10 protein-coding genes are annotated in these 15,753 nt (G+C 74.6%); 5 read left to right on the top strand and 5 right to left on the bottom strand.

Going from position 1 to position 15,753, the window contains the following annotated elements; genetic code table 11:
* Window positions 1-108 precede the first annotated feature (108 nt).
* Complete coding sequence (locus tag ABZ842_RS30325) at window positions 109-1,989, top strand: HSP90 family protein (RefSeq protein ID WP_361543773.1); 1,881 nt, start codon at window positions 109-111, stop codon at window positions 1,987-1,989.
* Window positions 1,986-5,087, top strand: coding sequence for a tetratricopeptide repeat protein (locus tag ABZ842_RS30320; protein WP_361543770.1), 3,102 nt, complete (start codon window positions 1,986-1,988; stop codon window positions 5,085-5,087). Before ABZ842_RS30325 ends, ABZ842_RS30320 begins: the two co-directional genes overlap by 4 nt.
* A gap of 104 nt (window positions 5,088-5,191) precedes the next feature.
* Here ABZ842_RS30320 and ABZ842_RS30315 read toward each other — a convergent pair whose 3' ends face one another.
* Both ABZ842_RS30315 and ABZ842_RS30310 read right to left on the bottom strand, forming a co-directional pair.
* Window positions 5,192-6,334, bottom strand: coding sequence for an AI-2E family transporter (locus ABZ842_RS30315; protein ID WP_361543923.1), 1,143 nt, complete (start codon window positions 6,332-6,334; stop codon window positions 5,192-5,194).
* A 404-nt stretch (window positions 6,335-6,738) separates the two neighbouring features.
* Window positions 6,739-6,933, bottom strand: coding sequence for a DUF3046 domain-containing protein (locus tag ABZ842_RS30310; protein WP_361543767.1), 195 nt, complete (start codon window positions 6,931-6,933; stop codon window positions 6,739-6,741).
* A gap of 77 nt (window positions 6,934-7,010) precedes the next feature.
* On the opposite strand from ABZ842_RS30310, the gene ABZ842_RS30305 reads away from it, so the two are divergent.
* A complete protein-coding gene (locus tag ABZ842_RS30305; protein ID WP_361543764.1) occupies window positions 7,011-7,985 on the top strand; it encodes a hypothetical protein in 975 nt (324 codons plus the stop codon).
* Window positions 7,986-8,001: 16 nt separating this feature from the next.
* Here ABZ842_RS30305 and ABZ842_RS30300 read toward each other — a convergent pair whose 3' ends face one another.
* The 3 genes from ABZ842_RS30300 to ABZ842_RS30290 form a co-directional block, all read right to left on the bottom strand.
* Window positions 8,002-8,310 carry an AzlD domain-containing protein gene (locus ABZ842_RS30300; RefSeq protein WP_361543761.1) on the bottom strand — a complete coding sequence of 103 codons (309 nt, stop codon included), beginning with the start codon at window positions 8,308-8,310 and terminating at the stop codon, window positions 8,002-8,004.
* On the bottom strand, window positions 8,307-9,089 hold the full coding sequence (locus ABZ842_RS30295; RefSeq protein ID WP_361543758.1) for an AzlC family ABC transporter permease: 783 nt from the start codon (window positions 9,087-9,089) through the stop codon (window positions 8,307-8,309). The genes ABZ842_RS30300 and ABZ842_RS30295 overlap by 4 nt, the downstream gene beginning before the upstream one ends.
* Before the next feature lie 89 nt (window positions 9,090-9,178).
* Entirely contained in the window at window positions 9,179-10,021 is an 843-nt protein-coding gene (locus ABZ842_RS30290) for an AraC family transcriptional regulator (protein WP_361543755.1), read from the bottom strand.
* A 114-nt stretch (window positions 10,022-10,135) separates the two neighbouring features.
* On the opposite strand from ABZ842_RS30290, the gene ABZ842_RS30285 reads away from it, so the two are divergent.
* Together ABZ842_RS30285 and ABZ842_RS30280 are read left to right on the top strand one after the other, a co-directional pair.
* Window positions 10,136-14,812, top strand: coding sequence for an ATP-dependent helicase (locus ABZ842_RS30285; protein WP_361543752.1), 4,677 nt, complete (start codon window positions 10,136-10,138; stop codon window positions 14,810-14,812).
* Between the two features lie 48 nt (window positions 14,813-14,860).
* Entirely contained in the window at window positions 14,861-15,691 is an 831-nt protein-coding gene (locus tag ABZ842_RS30280; protein ID WP_361543749.1) for a DNA-formamidopyrimidine glycosylase family protein, read from the top strand.
* The last annotated feature ends 62 nt before the right edge of the window (window positions 15,692-15,753 follow it).

The following is a 15,753-nucleotide window of genomic DNA, read 5'->3' as shown; positions in this document are numbered from 1 at the left end:
GCGGAGAACGTCAGCGGGCACTACTACGCTGCCTTCCACGTTCGTGATCTGTGAGGGGGGACCTCGCGATCGCCTGTACCCACACGTATTAGCGCGAGGTGATGTGCCATGACGTCCGCCGGTGCAGCGGAGGCGACTCCGCCCGAGGCGAACAGCTTCCAGGTCGATCTACGCGGTCTGGTCGACCTGCTCTCCCACCACCTGTACTCCAGCCCCCGGGTGTACGTCCGCGAGCTGCTGCAGAACGCCGTGGACGCGGTCACCGCGCGGCAGGCGCTGCACCCCGACGTACGGGTCCGCATCAGACTCTCCAGCTCGGCGGGGGGCGTCTCCATCGAGGACAGCGGCATCGGGCTCACCGCCGATGAGGTCCACACCCTCCTCGCCACCATCGGCCGCAGCTCCAAGCGTGGCGGCGAGCACGGCCTGGAGTCGGCCCGCCGGGAGTTCCTGGGCCAGTTCGGCATCGGCCTGCTCGCCTGCTTCGTCGTGGCCCGCGAGATCCGCGTGGTCACCCGCTCCGCCCGGACTCCCGACGCCGCCCCCGTGGAGTGGCTGGCGTCCGACGACGGTTCGTACACCGTGCGCACCCTGCCCGACGACGCCCGGCCCGAGCCCGGCACGACGGTGCACCTGGAGCCGCGCCCCGGCTCCGAGGAGTGGACGCGCCCGGACCGGGTCGAGGAGCTGGCCCGCGACTACGGCTCCCTGCTGCCGTACGACATCGTCTTCAGCGCGGACGACGGCACGGACGGCGGCGCGGAGCGCCCGATCACCGACCGGCCCGCCGTGTGGGACCGCGAGTACGCCTCCCCCGCGGCCCGCCGCGTCGCCCTCAACGGGCACTGCGCGAAGCTGTTCGGCTTCACCCCGCTGGACTCCATCGACCTCGACCTCCCGGTCGCCGGGGTGCGTGGCGTCGCCTACGTACTGCCGGAGCCCACCAGTCCGGCGCACCGGGCCGGGCACCGCACGTACCTCAAGGGCATGCTGCTGACCGACCGCGCGGACAACCTCCTGCCGGAGTGGGCCTTCTTCGTCCGCGCCGTCGTGGACACGGACACGCTCCGCCCCACCGCCTCCCGGGAGAACCTGTACGACGACGAGACGCTCGCCGCCGTGCGCGAAGCCCTCGGCGGCGCCGTCCGGCAGTGGCTGACGGAGCTGGCGGCGAGCGACCCGCAGCGGCTGGCCTCCTTCCTGAGCGTGCACCACCTGGGGGTGAAGTCCCTGGCGCGGCACGACGCGGAGCTGTTCGAGCTGATGCTGCCCTGGCTGCCGTTCGAGACCAGCGACGGCCAGCTGAGCCTGGACGAGTTCACCGCGGCCCACGGCGAGGTCCACTTCACCCGGACCGTCGAGGAGTTCCGCCAGATCGCCCCCATCGCCGCCGCGCACGGCCTGGGCGTGGTCAACGCCGGCTACACCTACGACGCCGACCTGCTCGCCCTGCTGCCGACGGTCCGCCCCGCCGTCAAGGTCACCGAGCTGGACGCGGGCGCCGTCACCGAACGCCTCGACCCGGTCGCCACCTCCGCCGAGCTGGCCCTCGCCTCCTTCCTGGCCACCGCGCGCACCCGGCTGGACCCGCACGGCTGCGACGTGGTGCTGCGCGCCTTCCAGCCGGTGACGATGCCCGCGCTCTTCCTCGACGACCGCCAGGCCCGCCACGAGCGGGACCGCGCCACCGCCCAGGAGAACGCCGACTCGCTGTGGAGCGACATCCTCGGCTCGCTGCGCAGTGCGGCGCCCAGGGCCCGGCTGGTGCTGAACCACAACAATCCGCTGATCCGCCGGGTCGCGGCGCTGCCCGACCCGGAACTGACCGCCACGGCGGTCGAATCGCTGTACGGCCAGGCGCTGCTGATGTCGCAGCGACCCCTGCGCCCCGCCGACTCCACCCTGCTCAACCGGGCCTTCCTCGGGCTCTTGGAATGGGCGACCCTCTCCGCCGTCCAGGGCACCACCCCCCGGGAGGACCAGCCGTGACCGCTCCGATGTCCCCGATGTCCCCGCAGGAGATCCGTCAGGGCCTCTTCGAGAACGCGGGCGCACCCCACGGCTCGGCGCGGGTCACCCGTGCCGAGTTCCTGTCGGCCGCCGCCGAGACGACCGGTGAGGCCGATCTGTTCCGCCAGTCCCTCCAAGGGCTGGTCGACGCGTACGAGTACAGCTCGGAGCGCACCAAGATGGTGGTGCCCTTCGCTCGGCTGCTCCAGGAGTACGACCGCGACCCGGCCTCCTTCGCCGCCCACGAGGCCCGCAGCCTGTACTGGCGGTTCAAGTGGGTGGCCGGCGGCATCGTCGAGTCCCCCGACATCCCGCTGGCGTCCGTGGACCGCTGGCTGGTGGACATGGAGCGGCGCTACCGGCTGGCCGGCTACAGCGAGCGCGCGGTGCGCCAGGCCGAGTTCTACCTGGCCGACGCGACCGGGGACACGGACCGGATGGAGCGTGCGGTGGCCGGTTGGATGGCCGCCGAGCGGGACGAGATGAGCGACTGCCACGCCTGCGAGCTGAACACCCAGGGGTGGTACCGCTCGCGCCGGGGCGAGGACGCCGAAGCGGTGCGGATCTGGGAGCCCGTACTGGCCGGTGGGCTGTCCTGCATGGAGGAGCCGCACCGGGTGCTCGCCCACTCCCTGCTGCCCCTGGTCCGCCTCGGCCGCGCCGGTGAGGCGCGCGCCCACCACCTGCGCGGCTACCGCATGGCCCGCGGCAACGAAAGCCTGTTGCGCTCGATCGGCGAGCACATCGAGTTCTGCGCCCTGACGGGGAACGAGTCGCGGGGCCTGGAGATCCTGGCCGAGCACTCGGCCCACCTCGGCCCGCTCGGGGACGTCGAGTCGCAGCTGGAGTTCACCGGCGGCATCCTCGTCCTGCTGCGGCGGCTGCGGGAGCTGGGGCTGGTGGACCGGGCCACCGTCCCCTACCGGGGCTCGGTCCGCACCGTCGGGGAGCTGTACGAGCTGTTGCACGCGGACGCCGCGGCGATCACGGCCCGCTTCGACGCGCGCAACGGCAACGCGCTCGTGTCGCGGCGGCTGACCGAGCGGATCGCGCAGCAGCCGCTGTTGGACGCGTTGCCCCTCGGGGTGCGCAGCGCCGCGCTCCCGCCCGCGCCGCAGGGCGCCCCGGCGGCCTCCCGCACCCCGGTGCCGAAGGACGCGCCCGCCGCGGCTCCGGACGGCGCGGGCGGCTTCGCCGAGCTGGTCGAGCGGGCGCGCGCCGCCCGGGCGGAGGGCCGTCCCTCGGCCCGCGCCCTGTGGGCCGATGTGGCGCGCCGCATCGGGGCGGAGTCCGGACACCCGTCGGATCCGGCGCTGGCCGCGGACGTCCTGGAGTTCCGGGCGATGACCGCGCTGCACGCCGGGGAGCCCCGGGCGACCGCCATGTTCACCCGGGCCGCGGAGTCCCAGCGGGCGGCCGGTCAGGAGAGCCGGGCGGCCTTCGCCGACCTGGCGGCGGCCGGCAGCGCGGTCGAGCTCGGTGCGCCTGCCGAGGAGATCCGTGCGCTGCTCGCCGCGGCCGTGCGTTCGGCCGGGGAGCTGCCCGCTACGGATCCGCTGCGCCCGCGCCGCACCGCGCTCGCCGAGTTGACGGCCCTGCGGATCGAGGCGTTCTTGACGGCGGACGAGCACGCGGGGGCCGCCCGGCGCCACGGCTCGGAAAACGGGGACAGGGCCGGGGACAGGGCCGGGGCCGGGGCCGACCAGAAGCTGGACACCGGCCTGGTGACCGCGCTCCAAGACTTCATCGCCGCCCGGGACGACGCCGATCCGCCGCACGGCACGGTGGACGTCATCGGCCAGGCGGAGTTGGACCTCGCCCGGGCCCTGCTGTCCGCGGGGGACCTGCGCACGGCGGAACCGCTGCTCGCCTCCGCGGCGGGCCACCAGATCGCCGGTGGCCGCCCGTGGGAGGCGTGCCAGCCGCTGTCGATGCGCGCCAGCGTGCTGGCCGCCATGGGCGACCTGGCGGCTGCCGAAGCCAGTGCCCGGGCCGCCCTCGGCCACTCCGTCGAACTGGTCGACCCGGAGGAGCAGTCGTCCGTACGGCTGACGCTCGCGGACGTCCTGCTGGAGCGCGGCGACGGGGCCGAGGAGGCGGCGGAGCACGCCCTTGAGGCCACGCATTGGCTGGACCAGGCGGGGCTGGCTGCGACGTCCGGCGCCCGCGCGCGCACGGTGCTGGCCCGGGCGTACGCGGAGGCGGACCGGACCGTCGAGGCGGTGGAAGTACTGCATTCGGTGCTGCCCGACCTGGTCGCGGCGCACGGCGAGGACGAGGTCGTCCAGGCGCGGCAGTTGCTCGGCCGGCTGCTCCAGGAGCTGAACGACCCCAAGGCCGCGGCCGAGCAGTTCCTGTTGGGCGCCGAGGTCACCAAGGGGTGGGAGGACGTCCGCGCGCAGGCGACGCTCGCCAATTCGGCGGCGGACGCGCTCTCGGCCGCGGGCCTGAGCAGCGAGGCGCGGTCGGCGTACGAGCAGTCGTTGGAGCTGTGGCGGCGGGCCGGCGGCCATCCCGTCGCAGAGGTGCGGGTGCTGCGCTCGCTGGCGTGGCTGGCGGTGGAGGGCGTCGACCACGACGACGAGGACGACGATGAAGACGGGATGGACGGGGGAGACGGCCAGGGCCCGGTCCGTGTCGCAGCGGCGTACGCCCGCGCGCAGACGCTGATGGACGAGGCGTTCGGGGTGCTCCGCGACCTCGACGCCCCCCAGTGCCGCTACGAGTGGGCGCAGACCTGCCAGCAGCTGGCCCGGCTCCTCGAAGAGGAGCTGTACGGCCGCGAAGAGGCGGAAGACGACCTGCCGGGGCCCGACCTCCAAGAGCGCGGGGCCGTCCGGGAACGGGCGCTGCGGCTGACGCTGGAGGCGGCGGAGGTCTTCGCCGAGTTCGGCGGGGCGGCGTTGCGGGACCGCTTCCAGTCCCTGGTGCGCGCCGCGTGGACCGAGCAGGAGTTGGGGCGCGCGGCGGAGGCCGAGGCGCGGCTCACGACCCTGATCGCGGAGCTGTCGGAGCAGGAGGGCGCGGAGGCCGAGGAGCTGATGCACCAGGCCGAGCAGATACGCGACCGGATGTGACCGGCGCCGGAGCCCGGTGAACACAGAGGCGGGGTGAGTAACGGGTTCGAGTCGTCCCGTCACTCACCCCGCCCCGCGGTTCTTGGGTGCCGCCGCGAGCTGGGTCAGACCCCTTCGTCTGGCTCCGGCTGCGGCTGGGCACGCCGTATCCCCGGCACTCCCTTGATCCGCTTGAGGAGCTGTCCGCCGTACCGCTGGTGGCCCTGCACCCGGGGGTCGTCGGTCACGTCGTACCGCCTCACGTACGCCCCCAGGAACGCCTGGAGCGTGGCGACGGCCGGGATCGCGATGAGCGCGCCCACCGCCCCCATCAGGGCCGTGCCGGCGATGACCGAGCCGAAGGCCACGGCCGGGTGGATGTCGACCGTCTTGGAGGTGAGCTTGGGCTGGAGGACGTAGTTCTCGAACTGCTGGTACACCACGACGAACCCGAGCACCCACACGGCGTACCAGGGATCGACGGTGAAGGCGATCAGCATCGGCAGGGCGCCCGCCAGATAGGTGCCGATCGTCGGGATGAACTGCGACACCAGGCCGACCCAGACGGCCAGCGCCGGCGCGTAGGGCACTCCCAGGATCTCCAGCAGGACGAAGTGCGCCACGCCGGAGATCAGCGCCATCAGACCGCGCGAGTAGAGGTAGCCGCCGGTCTTGTCGACGGCGATCTCCCAGGCGCGCAGCACCTCAGTCTGCTTGGCCGGCGGCAGCACGGAGCACAGCGCGCGCCGCAGCCGCGGGCCGTCCGCGGCGAAGTAGAACGAGAAGAGGAAGATCGTCAACAGTCGGAACAGCCCGCCCAGCACGGTGGCGGACACGTCCAGGACCCCGGTCGCGCTGTTCTGGACGTAGCTCTGCAGCCAGTCCGAGCGCAGCACGCTGTCCTGGACCTCCACCCGCGACAGCTCCGTCTTGAAGGTCTGGTTGATCCAGTTGATCACCGAGTCGAGGTACTTGGGGAAGTCGTCGACCATGGTCACGATCTGGTCGGCGAGCATCGACCCCAGCAGGACGACGAAGCCGACGGTCGCGACCAGGATCCCGAAGAAGACCAGGAAGGTGGCGACTCCCCGCCGCATGCCGCGCGAGGCCATCCGCCCCACGGCCGGCTCTATGGCCAGGGCCAGGAAGAAGGCGATCAGGATGTTCGTCAGCAACCCGATGAGCTGGTGGAACGCCCAGCTGCCGAGCTGGAAGCACGCGTAGAGCGCCAGCGCGAGCACGATGGCCCGGGGCAGCCAGCGGGGCATGCGCACCGGGCCGAGCGCACCGGCCGCAGCGGGCGGCGGCGGCGCGTTGGGCGGGGTCGCGCCTTCGGACGGTGCGTGCTCGTGCGGAGCGCGTTCGGACGGGGCGTGTTCGCGGGGCTCGTCGGGGCCGGGCGCGGCGCGGCCCTCGGCCGTCCGCGTCGCGGTGCCGCCGCCGGTCGGGCCGCAGCTCACGCCCTGTGCGGGCACGGCGAGCCGGCCGGCTGCCGCGTCTGTGCCATTGCCGCCGGCGCCGCGTCCGTCGTGCTCGCCGCGTCCGCGCGGGGCCCGATCTTCGTCGGGCTCGTTCTCGTCATGCTTGTCGCTCTTCGGGGCCACCGGGCCAGTGTCGCGTACGTTCGGCCCGATCGAAGAGCCGGCCCGGCGCCGGACGCGCCCGGGGCGCTTCACCGCTTGTCGGCGGGAACGTCCACCGCGACGCAGACCGCGCGCCACACCGTCTTGGCCTCCCAGCCCGCGTCCAGCGCCTCGTGCACCGTCCGCCCGCCGAGTTCGGCCATCACGTGGTCCCGTGCGAAGGAGTCGGCGTAGCCGGCCCCGAAGTGGTCCGCCATCCGCTCCCAGAAAATCGTCAACCGCATGACGTCAGTATCCCGCCCCCGGGGGTGCGCCGGTCGTCTCCCGTGCTGCGGGCGTCCCGGGCGCCTACGGTCGGGGCATGGCTGACACCGGAACGGCTCCCGCGCCCCCGCCGTCGTCGTCCCTGGCCCGCGCGGAGCACTTCGTCTGGCTCACCGCCCGCGTCCTGGAGCAGCGGCGCTTCGCCCACCACTTCCTCGGCGGCGGTGCGGACGCCGTCGAGGCCGCCCTGTCGCCGTACCTCAACGACGACGGGGGCTACGGCCACGCCCTCGAACCCGACCTCCGCGGTCCGGTCAGCCAGCCCCTGCACACCGCCCACGCACTGCGCGTCCTCGACTCCATCGGCCGCTGCGGCGGGCTGCGCGCGGAGCGCCTGTGCCGCTACTTCACCGGGGTGTCGACGCCGGAGGGCGCACTGCCCGCGATCCACCCCTCCCAGCGCGGCTATCCGACCGCTCCGTTCGTCCCGGTCGTCGACGATCCCCCGGGGTCGCTGCTGACCACCGGCCCGGTGGTCGGGTTGCTGCACCGCAACGAGGTGTGGCACGCCTGGCTGTTTCGGGCCACGGACTTCTGTTGGGCCGCCGTCGAGTCCCTGGAGCGGTCCCATCCGTACGAGGTCGAGGCGGCGGTCGCCTTCCTCGACGGCGTCCCGGACCGGGCCCGCGCGCGGACGGCCGCCGACCGTCTGGGGCAGCTGGTGCGGGAGCAGCGGTTGGTGGTGCTCGACCCGGCCGCGGCCGACGGTCAGCCGGTCGCCGACGGGTACGCCCCGGGCGAGCACCACTACGCGTACGACTACGCCCGCACGCCCCACTCACTGGCCCGGTACTGGTTCACGGACGAGGAGATGGCCATCGGCCTCGACCATCTGGCGGGTGAGCAGCGCGAGGACGGCGGCTGGCCCCTCACCTGGCGGCAGTGGGCCCCGGGCACGGCGCTGGAGGCCCGTCCGATCGTGACGATCGAGGCGCTGCGGACCCTGCGGGCGTACGGGCGCCCCATCAAAGAAGGCGCCGGAGGCCCGGTGCGCCCGGCGACCGACGCCTAGCACGGGTGCTTGCGCGTCAACCGCCGATCGCCCGTACGCCCGCGGTGACCAGCACGGCCGCAGCGACGACCACGAGGAAGGGCGCCCGCAGGACCAGTGCCACGGCTGCCGCGGCCACCCCGGCGGCCCGGGCGTCGATCACCAGGGAGCCGGCCGTGCTGAAGGTCTGCTCGGCGGTGAGCGCGGCCAGCAGGGCGACGGGCAGGAGCGCGGCCAGCCGTTGGACCACGGGCCGCTCCAGGGCGTTCGCCGGCACCAGGAGGCCGGCCAGTTTGACGACGTAGCAGCCGACGGCCGTCACGGCTATCGCGATCCAGACGCTCATCGGTCTTCCCCCTCCGGCAGTTGCTCCGCCCGGTCCTTAGGTTCGTTCGTGCCGCGGCCCGTGAACCACAACACCGCGGGCGCCGCCAGGGCCGCGATCAGCACGGGCACCCCGGCCGGCAGCACGGGCAGCAGCCCGAGCACGAGCAGGACGGCGAGTCCGGCCACCACGCGCTCGGTCGTCGTCCGCAGCATGGGGGCCAGCAGCGCCAGGAAGACCGCGGGGCCGGCCGCGTCGAGCCCCCATGCGTCGGTGTCGCCGATCGCCTCGGCACCGAGCGCGCCGAGGAGCGTGGTCAGGTTCCACAGGACGTACAGCGTCAGACCGGTCACGGTGAAGCCGAGCCGTATGGAGCGCCGCGTCGGCTGGGCGAGCGCGACCGCCGCGGTCTCGTCGATGACCCAGTGGGCGGCGAACGGGCGTACGGCGCGGGGCAGCGCGAGGAGCTGCGACAGCCGCAGCCCGTAGAAGGCGTTGCGCACCCCGAGGAAGAAGGCACCGGCCGCCGCCGTCAAGGGGTTGCCGCCCGCTGCCAACGCTCCGACCAGCGCGAACTGTGACGCGCCGGTGAAGACGAGCAGGCTCAGCGCACACGCCTGGAGGACGGTGAGGCCCGAGCCGGCCGCCGTGACGCCGAAGGCGAAGCCGGACAGCCCGACGGCCACGCCGACGCCGAGGGCGTCCCGTACGACGGCCGAGTCCGGCTTGGCCGCGGCCTCGTGGGCGCGCGCGATGGGCTCGGGCGGGCCGCTGTCCGGTGGTGCTGTCGTCTCTGCCATGCCTCGGACGGTACGGCCGACCGCCGCCGGTCGTCTTGTACGTTATTGCGCTCCGGGCGCGCGGGGAGCGCCCGGAGCCGCGGGGTGGCTCACAGCGGCCCCGCGCGCTCCTTGCGGTACGCCCCCGGCGGCACGCCCACGATCCGGGTGAAGTGCCGGTTCAGGTGCGGCTGGTCGGTGAAGCCCACCGCGGACGCCACCTGCGCCGGCGGGTGCCCCTGCGCCAGGAGGAGCTGGGCCCTGCGCACGCGCGCGTCCGTCAGCCAGGTGTGCGGCGGCATGCCGTACTCGGCCTTGAAGGCCCGCAGCAGCGCGTGCGGGCTCGCCCCGACCTCGCGCGCCAGCAGCTCCAGGGACGGCGGCTCGGTCATGCGCGCCTCCAGCAGCGCCCGCGCCCGCCCCGCCGCGCGCCGCCCGGCGGCCTTGGGCGTACGGGCCGGCAGCCGGGTGCCGTGCTCGGTGAGCAGACGGGTGACGGCGGACCGCAGCAGGATGTCGGCGGCCAGGGCGTTGCCGGCGTCGGCCGCGTCGTACGTCCCGCGCAGCAGCCGGGCCGCGTACGGGTCGTCCGCGACGGGCGAGGAGAAGCCGGGGGTGCCGCGCAGCGTGCTGATCTCGGCGACGATCTCCCGGACGGTGTCGGGCTGCGGGTAGAGGGCGATGTAGGCCCAGCCGTCGGGGTGCCCGGAGCGCGCGGCGTGGGGCTCCTCGGGGTCGAGGGTCATCACGGAGCCGGGCAGCACGTGGAACCCGCCGCCCTGCACCCGCATGTCCTCCACGCCGCGCAGGACGGTGGCGAGGAGGTAGCTCTCGTGGCTGTGGCGGGGGAAGGTGTGGCTGACGTACCGGGCGCGCAGCAGGTCGAGGCCGGCCAGTGCCTCGTACCGCCAGTGCCTCGCCGACTCCTGCCGCTGCCCCGCGGGCCCGTTCATGCCCCCATTGTGCGCCCGACGCGTCACCGCTGACCTGCGGGTCCGCCGGGCGGACGGTCGGCGGCAGGGGCGGGCGGGGGCCGATTGTCAGTGGTGCGGTGCACGATGGGGGACATGGCCGGCAATGCGCTCGACTCGTTCTCTCCCGCGACCCGGGGATGGTTCGCGGGGGCCTTCAGCGCGCCCACGGCCGCGCAGGACGGCGCGTGGCGGGCGATCGCGGAGGGGTCCGACGTCCTCGTGGTGGCTCCGACGGGCTCCGGCAAGACGTTGGCGGCCTTCCTCGCCGCGCTGGACCGGCTGGCGTCCACGCCGCCGCCGGCGGATCCAAGGGCGCGCTGCCGGGTGCTGTACGTGTCCCCGCTCAAGGCCCTCGCGGTCGACGTGGAGCGCAATCTGCGCAGCCCGCTGACGGGCATCCGGCAGGAGTCGGTGCGCCTCGGGCTGCCGGAGCCCGACGTGCGGGTCGGGATCCGCTCGGGCGACACCCCCGCGGCCGAGCGCCGCGCCCTGGCCACCCGCCCGCCGGACATCCTGATCACGACGCCCGAGTCGCTGTTCCTGATGCTGACCTCCGCCGCGCGGGACGCCCTCGCGGGCGTGGAGACGGTCATCGTCGACGAGGTGCACGCCGTCGCCGGCACCAAGCGGGGTGCGCACCTGGCGCTCTCGCTGGAGCGGCTGGACGAGCTGCTGCCGCAGCCGGCCCGGCGCATCGGCCTGTCGGCGACCGTGCGGCCGGTGGACGAGGTGGCCCGCTATCTGTCGCCGCAGCGGAAGGTGGAGATCGTCCAGCCGCCGTCGGGCAAGGAGTTCGACCTGTCGGTGGTCGTCCCGGTGGAGGATCTGGGCGAGCTGGGCGGCTCCCCCGCCACCGACGCCCCCGGATCCCCCGGCGGCGACCGCCCCTCGATCTGGCCGCACGTGGAGGAGCGGATCGCCGACCTCGTCGAGGCCCACCGGTCGACGATCGTCTTCGCGAACTCGCGCCGGCTCGCCGAGCGCCTGTGCAACCGCCTGAACGAGATCGCCTACGAGCGCGCCGTGGGCGAGCCGCTGGCGGAGGGCGCCCCGCCGGCCGAGGTCATGGCCCAGTCGGGGGCCGCGCGCGGTGCGCCGCCCCTGATGGCCCGGGCGCACCACGGCTCGGTCTCCAAGGAGCAGCGGGCGCTGGTCGAGGAGGACCTGAAGGCCGGCCGGCTGCCGGCCGTGGTCGCCACCTCCAGCCTGGAGCTGGGCATCGACATGGGCGCGGTGGACCTGGTCGTCCAGGTCGAGTCGCCGCCGTCGGTGGCGTCCGGGCTCCAGCGCGTGGGGCGGGCGGGCCATCAGGTCGGCGCGGTCTCCCGCGGCGTCGTCTTCCCCAAGTACCGGGGCGATCTGGTGCAGGCCGCGGTGGTCACCGAGCGGATGCGGACCGGCGCGATCGAGGCGCTGCGCATCCCGGCGAATCCGCTGGACGTGCTGGCGCAGCAGCTCGTCGCGATCGTCGCCCTCGACAGCTGGCAGGTGGACGACCTGCTCGCGCTGGTGCGGCGGGCCGCGCCCTTCTCGTCCCTGCCGGAGTCCGCGTTCACGGCCGTGCTGGACATGCTCGCCGGGCGCTATCCCTCCGACGCGTTCGCCGAGCTGCGCCCACGCGTGGTCTGGGACCGGGTCGCGGGGACGGTCACGGGCCGCCCCGGCGCGCAGCGCCTGGCGGTCACCTCCGGCGGCACGATCCCCGACCGCGGTCTGTTCGGCGTCTTCCTCGCCGGCAGCACCTCGGAGAAGGGCGGCGGCGGGCGGCGCGTCGGCGAGCTGGACGAGGAGATGGTGTACGAGTCCCGGGTGGGCGACGTCTTCACGCTGGGCACCTCGTCCTGGCGCATCGAGGACATCACCCGCGACCGGGTCCTGGTGACCCCGGCGCCCGGGGTGCCGGGCCGGCTGCCGTTCTGGAAGGGCGACCAGCTCGGCCGGCCGTTGGAGCTGGGCCGCGCAGTGGGCGCGTTCCTGCGGGAGGTCGGGGCGCTCACCCCGGAGGACGGACGGCTGCGGCTGCTCGCCGCTGGTCTGGACGCCCTGGCCGCGGAGAACGTCCTCGCGTATCTGGACGAGCAGCGCCGGGCCTGCGGCCACGTCCCCGACGACCGCACGATCCTGGTGGAGCGCTTCCGGGACGAGCTCGGTGACTGGCGGGTGGTGATCCACTCCCCGTTCGGCGCCCAGGTGCACGCGCCCTGGGCCCTGGCGCTGGGTGCCCGCCTCGCCGAGCGCTACGGGATGGACGCGCAGGTCATGCATGCCGACGACGGCATCGTGCTGCGGCTGCCGGACGCCGATCTGATGGGGCTCGACCTGCTCGACCAGGACCCGGCGCACCTGGACACCACGTTCGACGGCGACCAGGCTCCGGTGGGCGCCGCCGACACCGTCTTCGACCACGGCGAGATCGGTCAGGTCGTCACGGACCAGGTCGGCGGCTCGGCGCTGTTCGCCGCCAGGTTCCGCGAGTGCGCGGCGCGCGCCCTGCTGCTGCCCCGGCGCAATCCCGGAAAGCGCACCCCACTGTGGCAGCAGCGTCAGCGCGCCTCCCAACTGCTCCAGGTGGCGAGTGAGTTCGGCTCGTTCCCGATCGTCCTGGAAGCCGTGCGGGAGTGCCTTCAGGACGTGTTCGACGTCCCCGGGCTGACGGAGCTGATGGGCGACATCGAGGCGCGTCGGGTGCGCATGGTCGAGGTCACCACCAGCGAGCCGTCGCCCTTCGCCCGCTCCCTCCTGTTCGGTTACGTCGCCCAGTTCCTGTACGAGGGTGACTCGCCGCTCGCGGAGCGGCGGGCCGCCGCCCTCTCGCTGGACTCCCGGCTGCTCGCGGAGCTGTTGGGCCAGGCAGAGCTGCGCGAGCTGCTCGATCCGGACGTGCTGGTCGCACTGGAGCAAGAGCTCCAGTGGCTCACGGACGACCGCAAGGTGAGGGACGAGGAGGGCGTCGCCGACCTGCTGCGGATCCTCGGTCCGCTCACCGATGCCGAGTTGGTCGAGCGCGGCGCGGATCCGCAGTGGGCGCGGTCCCTCGCCGCGGCCCGCCGCGCGATCCGCGTCCGGATCGCCGGCGAGGACCACTGGGCGGCGATCGAGGACGCGGGACGGCTGCGGGACGCCCTCGGCACGGCGCTCCCGGTGGGCGTGCCGGAAGCCTTCACCGAGCCCGTCAAGGATCCGCTCGGCGACCTCCTCGCCCGCTTCGCCCGTACGCACGGCCCGTTCACCTCGGCGCAGGTCGCGGCCCGCTTCGGCCTGGGCGCGGCGGTGACGGACGGCGCGCTGCAGCGCCTGGCGGCGGGCGGCCGGGTGGTGCGGGGCGAGTTCCGGCCGCATCTGGTGGCGCACGACGCCCTGGGCGCTCCCGCGTCCGAGCTGGAGACGGGGCAGGAGTGGTGCGACGCGACCGTGCTGCGGCGGCTGCGGCGCCGTTCGCTGGCGGCGCTGCGCCAGGAGCTGGAGCCCGTGCCGCCGGCGGCGCTGGCCACGTTCCTGCCCCAGTGGCAGCACTTGGGCGGCGGGCACGGCCTGCGCGGCATCGACGGTCTCGCGCGGGCGGTCGAGCAGTTGCAGGGGGCCGCGGTGCCCGCGTCCGCGTTGGAGAAGCTGATCCTGCCGTCCCGCGTGCAGGGCTACTCGCCCACCTTGCTCGACGAGCTGACCACCACCGGCGAGGTGGTGTGGGCGGGAGCCGGTTCGCTGCCCGGCAAGGACGGCTGGGTCTCGCTGTACCTCGCGGACGCGGCGCCGCTGCTGCTGCCCGCGCCCCACCCGTTGGAGACGACCGCGCTGCACGACGCGGTCCTGACCGCCCTCGCCCCCGGCTACGGCCTCTTCTTCCGCCAGATCGCCGACCAGGTCCGGGCCACCACCCACCCCGACGCCACCGATCCGCAGCTTGCCGATGCGATCTGGGACCTCGCCTGGTCCGGGCGGTTGACCAATGACACGCTCGCCCCGCTGCGCTCCCTGCTCGGCTCGGGCCGCACCGCGGGCTCCACCGCCCACCGCGCGAGACGGACCGTGCCCCGCGGGCAGTACGGCGGGCTGACGGCCGCGGCCCGTCCGGCGTCCCGCGGCGGCCCGCCGACGGTGAGCGGCCGTTGGTCGCTGCTGCCGCCCCCGGAGGCGAACCCGACGCAGCGCGCCCACGCCCTCGCGCGCACGCTCCTGGACCGGCACGGCGTGGTGACCCGCGGCGCCGTCGCCGCCGAGGGCGTCGAAGGCGGCTTCTCCGCCACGTACCGGGTGCTGTCCGCCTTCGAGGACAGCGGCCAGGCCCGCCGGGGGTACGTCGTCGAGGGGCTGGGGGCGGCCCAGTTCGCGATGGACGGCGCGGTGGACCGGCTGCGCGCGGCGGCCACCGCGCGCGAGCGCGGTGACGAGCACGCCGCCCCGCGGGCCGTGGTGCTGGCCGCCGCCGACCCGGCGAACGCCTACGGCGCGGCGCTCTCCTGGCCCGATCCGCCGGACGGCGCCGGCCACAAGCCCGGCCGCAAGGCGGGCTCCCTGGTGGTCCTCGTGGACGGCGATCTCGCGCTCTACCTGGAGCGCGGCGGCAAGACGCTGCTGGCCTGGCCCGAGCCCGATTCACCGGCGCTGCACAGCGCCGCGCAGGCGCTGGCGGAGGCGGCGCGGGCGGGCGCGCTCGGCACGGTCACCGTCGAGCGGGCGAACGGCTCGTCCGCACTGACCTCGCCCTATGCCCGCGCGCTGGAGACGGCCGGCTTCCACGCCACCCCGAGGGGCCTGCGCCTCAGACCGTGACCGCCGCGGGACCGCGCCCGGGCCCGTTCGTCGACCATCATGGATGTCATGCCCGAAGGAGACACCGTCTGGCTGACCGCACACCGTCTGCACTCCGCCCTCGCCGGCCAGCTGCTGACCCGGTTCGACCTGCGCGTACCCCGGTTCGCCACCGTCGACCTGACCGGGCGGTCCGTCCGCGAAGTGGCCGCGCGGGGCAAGCACCTGCTCATGCGGTTCGACGACGGCCTCACGCTCCACTCCCATCTGCGGATGGACGGCGCCTGGCGGGTGTTCGCCGCGACCGAGCGCTGGCGCGGCGGCCCGGCGCACCAGATCCGCGCCGTCCTCGGCACTGCAGCCCACACCGCCGTGGGCTACCGGCTGCCGGTGCTCGACGTCCTGCGCACCCGGGACGAACCGCAGGTCGTCGGCCATCTCGGGCCGGACCTGCTGGGCCCTGACTGGGACGCGTCGACGGCGCTGGCGAACCTCATCGCCGACCCCGCCCGCCCCCTCGGCGACGCCCTGCTGGACCAGCGCAACCTCGCCGGCATCGGCAACGTGTACCGCTCCGAGCTGGCGTTCCTCGCCAGGGTGACGCCCTGGCTGCCGGTCGGCGAGCTGCCGGAGGGGATCGCCCCGCGGCTCGTCGCCACCGCCCACCGGCTCCTCGAAGCGAACAAGCGCACCTTCGACCGCCGTACGGTCCCCGGCACCGCCCGCCCCCTGCTGTACGTGTACGGCCGGCGCGGCGAGCCCTGCCTGCGCTGCGGCACGCCCGTACGCAAGGCTGCCCAGCGAGAGCCGCGCCGCGGCGCCGCAGGCGCGGAGCCCGACGACGGCGAGCGCGTCACGTACTGGTGCCCCGGCTGCCAGTCGGGACCCCGAAGCCCGTAGCCACGCCCCGGCACACCACCCGCACACCACCCGCACCGGGTAGTTGACGGTGCGTCAGATCC

Source organism: Streptomyces sp. NPDC047315, from assembly GCF_040643215.1.
Taxonomy (GTDB): domain Bacteria; phylum Actinomycetota; class Actinomycetes; order Streptomycetales; family Streptomycetaceae; genus Streptomyces.
This window is presented reverse-complemented; position numbering and strand designations above follow the sequence as displayed.

Bases quoted from the DNA above. Each gene is read 5' to 3' on its own strand.
- ABZ842_RS30325 (WP_361543773.1), top strand. From the start codon at position 109: ATGACGTCCGCCGGTGCAGCGGAGGCGACTCCGCCCGAGGCGAACAGC.
- ABZ842_RS30315 (WP_361543923.1), bottom strand. From the start codon at position 6,334: ATGCCCCGCTGGCTGCCCCGGGCCATCGTGCTCGCGCTGGCGCTCTAC.
- ABZ842_RS30310 (WP_361543767.1), bottom strand. From the start codon at position 6,933: ATGCGGTTGACGATTTTCTGGGAGCGGATGGCGGACCACTTCGGGGCC.
- ABZ842_RS30305 (WP_361543764.1), top strand. From the start codon at position 7,011: ATGGCTGACACCGGAACGGCTCCCGCGCCCCCGCCGTCGTCGTCCCTG.
- ABZ842_RS30300 (WP_361543761.1), bottom strand. From the start codon at position 8,310: ATGAGCGTCTGGATCGCGATAGCCGTGACGGCCGTCGGCTGCTACGTC.
- ABZ842_RS30295 (WP_361543758.1), bottom strand. From the start codon at position 9,089: ATGGCAGAGACGACAGCACCACCGGACAGCGGCCCGCCCGAGCCCATC.
- ABZ842_RS30290 (WP_361543755.1), bottom strand. From the start codon at position 10,021: ATGAACGGGCCCGCGGGGCAGCGGCAGGAGTCGGCGAGGCACTGGCGG.
- ABZ842_RS30285 (WP_361543752.1), top strand. From the start codon at position 10,136: ATGGCCGGCAATGCGCTCGACTCGTTCTCTCCCGCGACCCGGGGATGG.
- ABZ842_RS30280 (WP_361543749.1), top strand. From the start codon at position 14,861: ATGCCCGAAGGAGACACCGTCTGGCTGACCGCACACCGTCTGCACTCC.